Source organism: Flammeovirga sp. AWQ4_249, from assembly GCF_056161045.1.
Genome location: NZ_JBSWYJ010000013.1, coordinates 142996 through 156293, shown reverse-complemented (window position 1 = coordinate 156293; position 13298 = coordinate 142996). Strand labels below are relative to the sequence as shown.

General features: G+C 33.2%; 8 protein-coding genes and 2 tRNA genes. 1 reads left to right on the top strand and 9 read right to left on the bottom strand.

Translation table 11 applies throughout. The annotated features are described in order from the left end of the window. Positions 1-11: 11 nt before the first annotated feature. The 6 genes from ACXAHM_RS12325 to ACXAHM_RS12300 form a co-directional block, all read right to left on the bottom strand. A tRNA-Val gene (locus ACXAHM_RS12325) sits at positions 12-86 on the bottom strand. A 24-nt stretch (positions 87-110) separates the two neighbouring features. Next, positions 111-188, bottom strand: a tRNA-Val gene (locus tag ACXAHM_RS12320). Between the two features lie 177 nt (positions 189-365). Beyond that, positions 366-1568 (bottom strand): L-2-hydroxyglutarate oxidase, encoded by a 1203-nt coding sequence (gene lhgO, locus ACXAHM_RS12315; protein ID WP_474960745.1) that lies wholly within the window; start codon positions 1566-1568, stop codon positions 366-368. A gap of 87 nt (positions 1569-1655) precedes the next feature. Continuing rightward, the gene (gene thrS, locus ACXAHM_RS12310; RefSeq protein ID WP_474960743.1) at positions 1656-3581 is read right to left on the bottom strand and encodes a threonine--tRNA ligase; all 1926 of its coding nucleotides are present in this window, start codon (positions 3579-3581) and stop codon (positions 1656-1658) included. 187 nt (positions 3582-3768) lie between these two features. Then, positions 3769-5928 carry a caspase family protein gene (locus ACXAHM_RS12305; protein WP_474960742.1) on the bottom strand — a complete coding sequence of 720 codons (2160 nt, stop codon included), beginning with the start codon at positions 5926-5928 and terminating at the stop codon, positions 3769-3771. Positions 5929-5937: 9 nt separating this feature from the next. Continuing rightward, positions 5938-6864 (bottom strand): hypothetical protein, encoded by a 927-nt coding sequence (locus ACXAHM_RS12300; RefSeq protein ID WP_474960741.1) that lies wholly within the window; start codon positions 6862-6864, stop codon positions 5938-5940. A gap of 259 nt (positions 6865-7123) precedes the next feature. Between ACXAHM_RS12300 and ACXAHM_RS12295 the strand changes: the two genes are divergently transcribed. Further along, positions 7124-8800 carry an alanine/glycine:cation symporter family protein gene (locus tag ACXAHM_RS12295; RefSeq protein ID WP_474960740.1) on the top strand — a complete coding sequence of 559 codons (1677 nt, stop codon included), beginning with the start codon at positions 7124-7126 and terminating at the stop codon, positions 8798-8800. A 282-nt stretch (positions 8801-9082) separates the two neighbouring features. Here the strand turns inward: ACXAHM_RS12295 and ACXAHM_RS12290 are convergent, their stop codons facing one another. The 3 genes from ACXAHM_RS12290 to ACXAHM_RS12280 form a co-directional block, all read right to left on the bottom strand. Continuing rightward, positions 9083-11503, bottom strand: a complete 2421-nt coding sequence (locus tag ACXAHM_RS12290; RefSeq protein WP_474960739.1) for an endonuclease MutS2 — start codon at positions 11501-11503, stop codon at positions 9083-9085. A 127-nt stretch (positions 11504-11630) separates the two neighbouring features. Continuing rightward, entirely contained in the window at positions 11631-12209 is a 579-nt protein-coding gene (locus ACXAHM_RS12285; RefSeq protein ID WP_474960738.1) for a DUF3109 family protein, read from the bottom strand. Between the two features lie 155 nt (positions 12210-12364). Then, positions 12365-13177 (bottom strand): 2,3,4,5-tetrahydropyridine-2,6-dicarboxylate N-succinyltransferase, encoded by an 813-nt coding sequence (locus ACXAHM_RS12280; RefSeq protein WP_474960737.1) that lies wholly within the window; start codon positions 13175-13177, stop codon positions 12365-12367. Positions 13178-13298 lie beyond the last annotated feature (121 nt).

The following is a 13298-nucleotide window of genomic DNA, read 5'->3' as shown; positions in this document are numbered from 1 at the left end:
TTTCAAATTTGTGGGGCGTACTGGATTCGAACCAGTGACCCCCTGCTTGTAAGGCAGGTGCTCTAAACCAACTGAGCTAACACCCCAATTTTCACTTCATAAAGTAAACTTGGTGGGACGTATTGGATTCGAACCAATGACCCCCTGCTTGTAAGGCAGGTGCTCTAAACCAACTGAGCTAACATCCCAAAACTTGTTTTGATTGACACCGTTTGTGTCATTGCGAGTGCAAAGGTAAGACTCGATCTTGGATATACAAACAATCTTTTGTAAAAAAAAATCAACAGATTATTTGAGGACTGAAATTCAAGCGTATAGAAATGTATATTTTTCAATAAAATTATTCCTATACGCTTGTAAAGTGATTATTTCTTTAACTTCTTCAACACTTTTTCTGCAATTGTATCACCAATTGCCATTGAAGAAGTTGCAGCAGGAGACGGTGCATTTAATACATTAATCATGCGATCTTCTTCTACAAATAAGAAATCATCAATAAGCCCACCATTTTTATCACATGCCTGTGCTCTTACACCTGACCCTCCAACTTTAAGGTCAGATTCTTTTAAATCAGGCAATAAACGTTGTAAAGCTTTGGTAAATGCTGTTTTAGAATAAGATCTATAAACTTCACCTAAACCTGTAGGCCAATATTTTGAGGCTACTTTAAGAAATCCTTTCCAAGTCAAAGATTCAAAAAGTTCACTTACATTAACATCTGTCTTTTTATACCCTTCTCTTCTGTAAGCTAAAACTGCATTAGGGCCAGCTTCAACTCCTCCATTTATCATTCTTGTAAAGTGAACTCCCAAGAATGGGAATGCAGGATCAGGAACAGGGTAAATAAGATTTTTCACTAAGTAATGTTTACTTGGCTTAATCTCATAATACTCCCCTCTAAAAGGAATAATACGAACATCTAATTGTTTTAATGCTAATTGTGCTACTCTATCGCTATATAAACCTGCACAATTCACAACTAGATGAGAACGGTAGGTATCTCTATTTGTAGTTATCTCAACTCCAATACTACCTAACCTTATATCTTCAACCTTATTATTGAACTTTACTTCGCCTCCATAACGAGTCTCAAACACTTCTTTATATTTCCTTGTCACTTCGGTATAATCAATGATACCTGTTTGAGGAATATGAAGACCTGCTATACCTGTACAGTAAGGTTCGTATTCTTTAATTTCAGAAGAGGACAAACGTTTGATACCTTTCAAACCATTTGCAATACCTCTATCATATAAAGTATTAAGATTTTCTAATTCTTTTTGATCAGTTGCAACGACTATTTTTCCGCAAAGGTCATATTTAACACCTTCTTCATCACAAAACTTGATCAATTGATTGTAACCTTCAATGCAATTTAATGCCTTATGGCTCCCTGGCTTATAATATAAACCTGAGTGAATCACACCACTGTTATGTCCAGTTTGATGTTGTGCGACATCACCTTCTTTCTCCAACACTAAAACTCTTAACTCTGGAGATTGTTGTTTGATTTTCATTGCAGATGCCATTCCCACGATACCAGCACCCACAATGATTACATCATACACCATTGTTAGATTGTTTATTAATTATCTTAAAAAGACAATGAGTTGAAGTTAAAAACCACAACTCATTGTCAAACTATATTTATCAGCTTATACAGCTGTTTCTTTCTTGAATAATTCTAAGAAATCGGTTACTGACATTGTTCCAATATCACCTTCTCCTTTCTTACGAACTGAAACTGCTTTACCGTCCATTTCTTTTTCACCTACAATTAACATGTAAGGTGTTTTTTGAACTTCTGCATCACGGATTTTTCTACCGATTTTCTCAGCTCTAGCATCAACATTACCTGTAAACCCTGCTTCTTCTAATTCACTCATCACACCATAAGCGTAATCATTATATTTATCAGAAACTGGAAGAATTGTAAATTGTTCAGGAGCTAACCAAAGTGGGAAATTACCGCCAGTATGCTCAATTAAGATCGCAATGAAACGTTCCATTGATCCGAATGGAGCTCTGTGAATCATTACTGGACGTTTTAATGAGTTATCAGAATCTTTATATTCTAATTCAAAACGTTGAGGTAATTGATAATCCACTTGAATAGTACCCAACTGCCAAGATCTACCTAAAGCATCACGTACCATAAAGTCTAATTTAGGACCGTAGAATGCAGCTTCACCATATTCTACAACTGTCTTCAAACCTTTTTCTGCTGCAACCTCTTCGATATCTTGCTCAGCTCTATCCCAATCCGCTTCATTACCAATATACTTCGCTCTATCTTCTTGATCTCTCAAAGAAATTTGAGCTAAATAATCATCAAAACCTAAAGATTTAAATACATATAAAACTAGGTCGATTACTTTACCAAATTCTTCTTTTACTTGATCAGGACGACAGAATAAGTGAGCATCATCTTGTGTAAAACCACGAACCCTTGTCAAACCATGTAATTCACCTGATTGCTCATATCTATATACAGTACCAAACTCCGCTAAACGAACTGGTAAATCTCTGTAAGATCTTGGGCGAGAACGATAAATTTCACAGTGATGAGGACAGTTCATTGGTTTCAATAAATACTCTTCACCTTCATGTGGAGTATGAATTGGCTGGAATGAATCTTCACCATATTTAGCATAGTGACCAGAAGTAACATAAAGGTCTTTCGAACCAATATGAGGAGTAACTACTTGTTGGTAACCTGCTTTTTGTTGAGCTTTTCTTAAGAAATTCTCTAATCTCTCTCTTAAAGTAGTACCTTTTGGTAACCATAGTGGTAAACCTTGACCGACTCTTTGAGAGAAAGTAAATAAGTCTAACTCTTGACCTACTTTTCTATGATCTCTTTTCTTTGCTTCCTCTAATTTCTCTAAGTACTCTGTTAATTCCTTTGCTTTTGGGAATGTAATACCGTAGATACGAGTTAACATTTTATTTTTCTCGTCACCTCTCCAGTAAGCTCCTGCAACAGACATTAATTTAATTGCTTTGATAAAGCCTGTGTTAGGAATGTGTGGTCCACGACATAAATCTGTAAATGCACCTTGCTTATAGAAAGTGATTGATCCATCATCAAGACCTTCTAATAAGTCTAATTTATAAGGATCTTCTTTTTCTTCGAAGTATTTTACTGCATCAGCTTTAGAGATATCTTCACGAATGTAAAGATTCTTTTGCTTTGCAAGTTCTTTCATTTTCTTCTCTACTTCACCTAATTCTTCTGAAGAGAATTCATGATCACCGAAATCTACATCATAGTAGAAACCATTTTCGATAGAAGGACCAATACCTAATTTCACACCAGGATATAAAGCTTCTAAAGCCTCTGCCATTAAGTGAGCTGAAGAGTGCCAGAAAGTTGACTTTCCGTCCGTGTCATTCCACGTTAATAATTTTACATTTGAGTCTGCGGTCAATGGTCTGGTAGCATCCCAAACTTCTCCATTTACTTCTGCTGCTAGTACATTTCTAGCCAATCCTTCACTGATGCTTTTTGCAACATCAAGAGAAGACGCTCCGCTTTCGAACTCTCTTACCGAATTATCCGGTAATGTAATTTTAATCATTGTGGTATATAAATTTTAAATTTTAAATCCTCCCATTTGTGCCCCTACAACTGACCACAAGTTTTGCTGTGAGAATTTGAGGCTGCAAGCTACGATTTTTACAACTTAATTCACAATGATTAATAGCAATATAAATCCTAATAATACAAAAACTCCTTGAGTAATCGCTCAAGGAGTTTTCTTTATTTTATTCTGCTTCGCCGTTCAAGCGCCATGATTTCCATTTATCACCAACCTCTTCACTTACGTTGGTTTGAGGTGTCTGTGTTTTATTATTTATTGTTACCGAATAAATACTGATTGTTTGGGATAAATATTCAGACAGTTCCTGATATGATATATCCCCATTTGTTTCTTTGATTTTTTCAGTTAAATAATAGGTAAATAGGCCATGTTGTTTAGCTTTATAAGGTAAAGAAGATTCTTTCCCAGAACTTGCTGTAAATACAACTAAGTTTTTAGATGTTTTCTCTTCTTTTGGCACTACTTTAAAGCCTCTTGCTTCAACTAAACCAGATTGTCTTGCACCTCCACTAAAACATGCATCAATAAATGCAGTCACTTTTTTAGGATTGTGTTCCGTCAATTGAGCATATACCTTTTTTAAACTAATAGCTTCGTATTCTAATTCCGTTCCGTTTCCATCAACAGGAATTAAATAAGGTGTTTTAGTTTTTTCATCTGGATATCCATGACCAGCATAATAGAAGTAGATTTCCATCTTGTCACCTAATAATGCAGAAACTTTACTAAGCTTAGACAAACCTCTTCTCATTTTAATAAAAGTTCCATCTTCAATATAAATGATGTTTTCTTCTGGAACTCCTAATACATTTTTTGCTAAGTCTTTAAATTCTCTAGCATCATTAGATGCATATAAAACATCAGCTTCAGCATTAATTTCAGTTTGATATTGAGAATAATGCTCGTTTCCAATAATTAAAGCCCATTTATATAAGCTATTTGTAGTAGATGGCTTTTTTGCAGCAACAGGTAATGTTGTTGCTGTACTAGAAGGCACTTGAGCTACTACTGGCTGAGGTTTTACGTAATTTACAGAATTGAATTGACTTTCTGTACTTCCAGAAGCATTAGAAATAACTACAGAATATGTATTTGCACCTTCATTTAAAAGTACATTTTTGGATAGTTTTAAAGAATAATTATCACCTTCTTTTTTAACATAGTTCAAAAGTTCAGTTTCATTATACTCAAATAAACTATTCCCTTCTTTTAAAATTGAAACACTTACTAATGGGATTTCAGAAGTTGCAGTTATAGCTAAGTTAATCGTTTCTTCTCTTGACGAAGTCGCTAGATTATTTAAAGTAATAAGTGGCTTAGCATATTCTCTTGTATTGATTTTTTTGATTGTTTCAACTTCATCATGATCAATATTTAAAGATTTTGCATCCATCACAAATATTTTCTTAGCATTTAATGTTGTACTAGCAATCATATCTTTTTTATCTGAAAAATCAACTGATAAAACAAAGTCTTTTTGCTTCTCAGATTTATAGATAATCTTACCTGTTGCCAACTCTGCTAACACAACATACCCGTCATGTGAACCACTTAATAGGTATTTGTTATCTGGAGTAATATCTATTGTTTGAATCCATTTCTTGTGGTAACGAAATGCATTTTCTAATTCATTACTTTTGGCATCCCAAACTTTAATATTTTTATCATCACCACAAGTCACGAAATATCTCCCATCAGTACTAATTAAAAGATCTCTTAGAAAACCTTTATGTGCTTGAATAGTATTTTGAAGTTGGCCTGACTCTACATCCCAAACATACATTTTACCCGTTTTTTCACCCGCAATAATTGTTTTACCATTTGGGCTAAGAGCTACTGATAAAATTTCTGTTTTTGCTCCTTCAAATGTCTTAACAGGAGTTACAGAATTTACATTCCACATAACGACTTTACCATCTTTGCCACCACTGACAAAAGAATTATCTTTACTAGAAACAGAAATTGATGTAACATCAGATTTATGAAACTTATAAGTATTAACTACAACATTAGATTGTTTATCAAATATAGTAATCAATTTGTCTTTACCTCCTGAAATTATATAGCGACCATCACTAGAAAATTTTACATCCAAAGGTGTATCTTTTACTTTATACTCAAATAATTTTGAATTATTTTCTGTATTGTAAATCGACATTTTACGGTTAAAGCCCCCTGAAACCAAAAATTGCCCATCATGACTAAAATTTAGACATGTAGGCAATTGATTTTTGGTTTCAAAGACGCTTTTTAATGTTATTGATTGCCCGAATAAGTCGACAAAGTTCAAGCAAAACAAAATTAAAAAAAGAGTCTTTTTCATAATATTTTATTATAGTGATTTAGATTTAAAAGCACTAATTCTAATCCCACCTTGTAGCATCATCATATCTTGGTATGAATCCATCACACTATATCCACCTTGGAAATATAATGATAAGTTTTTACCAAGGGCATAATCAATACCTACACCTGGGATTAAACCAAAGTAAATTTCTGAATCTACATCATCTTGGTCACCAGTTACCACCTCTCTCTGTTGATCTGAATCAGAAACAACTAAATTACCGTCAAAATCTTGTTCATAATAAACAGTAGAAGAGTTGAATTCAATTTCGTAACCTGTAGTAAAGTTTAAGTGCGCTTCTGTGAATAAATAGAATTTCAGTTTATTTCTAGGATTCAAATAAAATTTAGGTACGATACCAATGTCAAATGTAAAGAAATGTCCCTCTCCAGTACTTTGACTTTCATGCGCGTAGTAAGGATTATATTCTTTAGCATAATAACCAGCATCTCCAGTATATGTATAATCCTCTCCATTAATATGATCATAATAACTCGGTTCAAAATAATCATCGGTATTATAAAATCCTGAATAGTACTCTTCTTCAGTTAAGTAACTGTATGAATTCATGTCTGCATAATCATATGCATAATAGTTCATGTAAGTAAATCTAAAAAGACCTTCAACTGAAAAACGAGATGAAAAGTTGTACTGTAAACCTGCACTTAGACCAAAACCACTACTTTGTTCTGTATATGAGTAAGAATACTCTTCAGAAATATCATCATAATATGTATCGTAATAGCCATAATAATCATAAGATTCACGTCCTACATCCGCCGAAGGGCCCATATGTGTGAAAGATGATACTGAGAAGTTTAATGAAACTTTGTTCTCATATTGGGCAAAAGTATCTACACTAGAGAGCAGCATTGAAACAAAAATCAATGCAAAAAATTTGATTTTTTTCATAAGTAAAGAATGATGAATTTTATGAAATTGTAAAGATTAAAAAATTGCTTCAGTCGACAATAAGCATTAAACTATCTTTTACAAACTTAAGAATATTTTCTTTTTATTTCCAAAATAAAATACCCAAAAAAGTTAAAAAAAATATCAGAAGGTTAATAAAAAAATAGTTTTATGCCTAAGTTTTAATAAATTCGCATACTAATTTCATTATTTAGATTTATTTAAAAACTGTCCAACTTTTTACAAGACAAACATTCACATGCAACGATTAAACGAGATTCTAAGTATTATTGATGGCTACATTGGTGGTTCATTTTGGTTTGTAGCTTTATTATTACTGACGGGTCTATTTTTTACAATTTATTTAAGATTTCCTCAAATACGATTTTTTTCACATGCTATTAACGTAGTCAGAGGTAAATACGATGAAGCTGATGACGAAGGTGATACATCACATTTTCAAGCTTTAGCAACAGCCTTATCAGGTACAGTTGGAACAGGTAATATTGCTGGTGTGGCTTTAGCTATTCATTTAGGTGGACCTGCAGCATTATTTTGGATGATCATTACAGCCTTCTTTGGTATGACTACAAAATTTGTAGAAGTAACATTATCACACAAATACAGAGAAAAAACAGCTGACGGTACTATGGCAGGCGGCCCTATGTATTTCATGAAGAATAAGTTAAACATGAAATGGATGGCTGTTTTATTTGCCATTGCAACTGTATTATCATCATTTGGCACTGGTAACTTACCACAAGTAAATAGTATCGCTTCATCAATATATGCAACTTTTGGAATTGATCAATATATCACTGGTGCTGTACTAGCGGTATTTTTAGCATTTGTAATTTTAGGTGGTATTTCTAGAATTGCAGCTGTAACTGAAAAATTAGTTCCACTTATGGCTGTGATTTATTTCATCGGTTGTTTAGCGGTTATCTTCTATAACATTGAAAATATTCCTCATTCAATTAATCAAATCGTAAGTGATATTTTCTCTGGAACTTCCGCTACTGGTGGTTTCTTAGGAGCGACTTTAGCATATGCTTTCAATAGAGGTGTCAATAGAGGTTTATTCTCAAATGAAGCAGGACAAGGTTCGGCTCCTATTGCCCACGCATCAGCTAAAACAAAAGAACCTGTTTCTGAAGGTATGGTTGCTATCTTGGAGCCATTTATTGATACAATCATCATTTGTTCATTAACTGGTTTAGCGCTATTATCTTCAAATGTATGGAGAGAGAAAGTTGATAATACATTCCAACAAACAGATTTACAGGTTTTAAGTTCTAAATATGATGACAGTAAAACTAATCCTAATAATGATAGAGATAAATTAGCTTTTCATATTAGTGGCAAGGAAAAATTACCAACATATACAGGTGAGTTAACGGTAGTTAATGGTGAGATAAAAAGTACGGTTACTTTATTACATGCTCGCTCTTTAGCGGAAGATGTAACTGTAATGCTAGAAGGAGAAAAGTACAATGGTAAATTAAATGTTAAAAATGGTATTGTAGAATGGAAATCAAATCTAGTGATTCAAGGTAAGTCCTTAATTCACTCTGCTCCATTAACAAGTTTAGCCTTCACTAGAAGTTACTTTGGTGAAGCAGGTAAATATATTGTTTCTATTGGTTTATTATTATTTGCTTTCTCAACAGCAATTTCTTGGTCATATTATGGTGATAGAGCCATGACATTCTTGTTAGGCCCTAAATCTGTAATTTATTATAGAGCTGTCTATGTCTTTGCATTCTTCATTGGTTCATTTGCTGATACAACAATTATTTGGACACTTTCAGGAATTACAATAGCATTAATGACTATTCCAAACTTAGTAGGTATTATCATTCTAAGGAAAGATATGAAAGGAAGTCTTAAAACCTATTGGGAACACATGGAAAATAAATTTGGAATCAAAAACTAAGGATTCTAAAGTTTTAAAATAGAAAAAGGTTTTGTCATTCATTTGGCAAAACCTTTTTAATTAAAAACAAAAACGCCCAATATTTACATATTGGGCGTTTTACTTTATGTAAGTAACATAAAGACGTAAATAAGTTATTATTTACGATTTCAACCAGCTATGAAGACCAAAGGATTGAAACAGAATTTCAACTTTTGGTTTATCAAATATATAAATATTTTTTAATAGAGTTTACATAACAAATGTTAAGATACTCGTAAATATTAAAAATAATGAATGTTTTTAACGTAAAGTTACAATTGTAACACCTGCACCTCCTCTATCTGGATGATCATCTGAAACATTTTTGATTCCTCTAAATGATTTTAAATGATTCCTTACCACCTCTCTCAAAGCTCCAGTACCTTTTCCATGAAGAATTCTCACCGAATTTTCACCAAGCATAAGGGCGGTATCCATAAAATCATCTAATTCATACATTACTTCTTCAGCTCTTTTCCCTCTTAAGTCTAATTGAGAATTAAAATCAATTCTTCTTTGTGTAAGATTTGATGCAGCACTTTGAGTAGAAGTCTTTTCTCTTGTTTCTTTTCTGAACTCTTTTTTAGAAATTCTTTCTAGACGATTTAACTTTACTTTTGTTCTTAAAGAACCAATAATAATCTCAGCCTCTTTCGCCGTTAATGCAGCAACTTCACCAATGGATCCCTGCCCTTTAATTCTAACAGCATCACCAATTGTAATCGTACCACCAATAACTTCATATCGAGTTTCTTCTTCTTTTTGAGCTGCTGATGCAAGTTTCTTAGAAGGTTGGTTACTATTTTTGAAGTTCTCTATATTCTTACGAAGCTCTTTTGTTTTTTCTTTATCAGCATTCGTTTCTCGAATCTCCTTAATTGTCAATTCTATCTTTCGATTGGCCGTATCTAAAACTTTTTGAGCGTCTTTACGGGCTTTATCGATGATATTTTGTTTTTTATTTTGAAGTTCTAATGATTTAGATTCAAACTTTTCAGTTGCTGATTTTAGCTTCTGTTCTAATCTCTTTACTTCTTTATTTTTCTTTGCAAACTCCTTCTTTTCCTCTTCAAGATTACGAAGTAATTCTTCCATACTGATTTTTTTACGACCAGCTTTATGACGAGCAATATTTAACACTTTTTTAGGAAGACCAATTTTTTGGGCAATCTCTAAGGCGAATGAACTACCAGGCTGTCCTTGTTCTAATTTATAAAGAGGACTCAGATTTTCAACATCATACCTCATCGCACCATTTTGAAGTCCATTTTGCTTTTCAGCATAAAACTTAAGGTTAGCGTAGTGTGTTGTGATAACTCCCCACATGTTTTGATGGTTCATTTGCTCAAGAATAGACTCAGCAATAACACCACCTAATTCAGGCTCAGTTCCAGAACCAAATTCATCAATTAGAATTAAAGACTTTGCTCCTCCTTTCTTTAACATCGCTCTCATATTCGTTAAATGAGATGAATACGTAGATAAGTCATTTTCTAACGATTGATCATCACCATAGTCCATCATTATATCTTCAAAAACACCCATTTTTGAACCTTCCATCATTGGTACTAGCATACCACATTGGAACATATATTGAACTAGGGCTACAGTTTGCATCGCAATTGACTTACCACCTGCGTTAGGTCCAGATATTAAAAGAATTCTACCTCTTTCAAGGTCCAATTCGATTTTTTGGCGTACAACGGCATCTTTTTTTCCTTGATCTGTAAAAGACCAGAGTAAAATTGGATGAGCAACATGATACCAAGCCACTAAAGGTTCATCTACAATTTCAGGTTGAATAGCCTCTTGCTGCATTGCAAAATTAGCTTTAGCATTAATAAAGTCTATAATCCCTAAATAATTGTTGCCTTTACGCAAACCTGGTACTTGAGGTCTAATTTTATGTGTAATTTCGGTTAAAATTCGAATAACCTCTTGTCTCTCACGTAACTCAAGATCTTTAATTGCATTATTTAATTGCAATAACTCTTGAGGCTCGATAAAAACTGTTTGTCCTGTAGAGGAAGCATCATGCACAAATCCCGTTACATGTCTTTTATGTTCTGCAGGTACCGGGACAACAATTCTACCCTCTCTGACTGTTGGAATAGCATCTTCTTTAGCATATCCTTTTTTCTTCATCTGTTGAATCACAGACGCAGTTCTTGACCTTAATGAAGATAATTCTTTATGTAATGCCCTACGAATATTTACTAATTCAGGAGAAGCATTATCTCTAACTTTTCCTTTATCATCCAAGATCATGTCAATTTCGTGCAGAATCATTGTATCAAATTCTACACCTTCACTGATCTTTACTAATTCAGGATATAAAGAAGGATCTACACTATTGAAAAAAGTCAGGCACTCTTTCAAAGTGGTTAATGCTGTTTTTAAATCAAAAAGCTCTTCCTCTAATAAGAAAGCATTTACAATTTCAACTTTATCTAAAAATAGACCTACATCTATAAACCCAGAATGAGGAAAAGACTCCCCAGCCTCATATATATTTACACACTCATGTACTTGAGCAATTCTTTGTCTTATAAATTTTGGATCTGAAGTAAAACGCATTTTATCCACATAACTACGTCCGACTTCACCATTACATTTATCCTTTAAAAGTTCTCTCAGTTTATCAAAACCAAGTTTTTCTTCTAAATTTTGAGGATATAACATATCTATATATTACTTAATTTTTTATTTCAATTTGGATTACAAAGATGATGAATAGTTTATGATTTTAATAATGTCTTATTCATCAGTTTTAATAAAAAAAGGATTCATTTCTGAATCCTTCTTTGATTTATCTTAAATTCTCTTTCATCAATTGAACTTCTTTTTCTAATTTTTCATACCACTCTGCTCCATACTTTGAAGTTAATGGACCTTTCAAGAATTTATAAACAGGCACTTTTAACTCTTGTCCAAGTACACATGCATCTGAACAAATTTCCCATCTGTCATAATTAACAGCATCATATGCTTCATATTTTGTAATTCTTGCTGGATATAAATAACATGAGATTGGTTTTCTATACTCAATCTTCTTATCTAAATATGCTTTCTCAATAGCACAATGAAGGTACTTTTTTTCGTCATAAATGGCATAAGCACATTCCCTATTATTAATGGTTGGCGTTGAAAAATCTCCTTCAAAATCTTTAATATACTTGCCCTGCTTTTCAACCTCAGCAATTCCTTCAGGAGACATATATGGTTTTACTTTTTCATATACATCCTCCATAATTTCTAACTCATCTTCATTTAAAGGTGCTCCAAGGTCTCCCTCTACACAACAAGCCCCTTTACATTTGTCTAAGTTACAAACGAATTCCTCGGTCATCATATCGTCACTAAGGACAACTTTATCAACTACAATCACAGTATTTAAAGATTGGTTTATATTCTTTTTTCTAATTACAAAAAACGAATATTCTGATCAAAAAAGCTTAAATTTTCTCGTTAACTTTTGAAAATCGAGCATAAAAAAAAGGGATTGCATTGCTACAATCCCTTTTTATCTATATTAAAGTCTACTTATACAGAAACATTATTTTCTCTTAAAGCATCATTTAATGAAGTCTTTTTGTCTGTGCTTTCTTTTCTTTTACCGATAATGATTGCACAACCTACTTGGTACTCACCAGCAGGGAATTTCTTAGTATAGCTACCTGGAATTACCACAGATCTTGGAGGTACATAACCTTTGTATTCTACTGGTTCATCACCTGTTACATCGATAATTTTTGAAGATGCAGTTAACGTAACATTTGCTCCCAATACTGCTTCTTTACCAATGTGAACACCTTCCACTAAGATACAACGAGAACCAACAAAAGCACCGTCTTCGATGATAACTGGAGCAGCTTGAACTGGCTCTAATACACCACCTACACCAACACCACCAGAAAGGTGAACATCTTTACCAATTTGTGCACAGCTACCTACAGTTGCCCAAGTATCTACCATTGTACCTGAATCAACATAAGCACCAATATTAACATATGAAGGCATCATGATTACTCCTTTGTTCACGAATGAACCGTAACGAGCGATAGCGTGAGGTACTACTCTAACACCTTTTTCAGCATAATCACCTTTTAAAGGAATTTTATCATGGAATTCGAAAGGACCTACTTTAATAGTTTCCATTTCTGCAAGTGGGAAAAACATGATAACTGCTTTCTTTACCCACTCATTAACTTGCCAACCATCAGCTACAGGTTCAGCAGTTCTCAAAGTACCTTTATCTAATTCTTCAACAGTTGATTTAACTGCATCAATATATTCTTGTTGTTGTAATAAAGCACGGTCTTCCCACGCTTGTTCGATTAATTGTTGTCTAGTCATTTTACTTTTCTCTTAAAGATGAGATGTATTTTTACTATTGCTAATTTTCAAGTATTGAAAAAGCGATGCAAAAATACATATTTCTTCTATTTTTCTATTACACTTATGCAATTTAAACAAA

Excerpts from the sequence above, each read along its gene's own strand:
- thrS (WP_474960743.1), bottom strand. The coding sequence starts at position 3,581 with ATGATTAAAATTACATTACCGGATAATTCGGTAAGAGAGTTCGAAAGC.
- ACXAHM_RS12305 (WP_474960742.1), bottom strand. The coding sequence starts at position 5,928 with ATGAAAAAGACTCTTTTTTTAATTTTGTTTTGCTTGAACTTTGTCGAC.
- ACXAHM_RS12300 (WP_474960741.1), bottom strand. The coding sequence starts at position 6,864 with ATGAAAAAAATCAAATTTTTTGCATTGATTTTTGTTTCAATGCTGCTC.
- ACXAHM_RS12295 (WP_474960740.1), top strand. The coding sequence starts at position 7,124 with ATGCAACGATTAAACGAGATTCTAAGTATTATTGATGGCTACATTGGT.
- ACXAHM_RS12290 (WP_474960739.1), bottom strand. The coding sequence starts at position 11,503 with ATGTTATATCCTCAAAATTTAGAAGAAAAACTTGGTTTTGATAAACTG.
- ACXAHM_RS12280 (WP_474960737.1), bottom strand. The coding sequence starts at position 13,177 with ATGACTAGACAACAATTAATCGAACAAGCGTGGGAAGACCGTGCTTTA.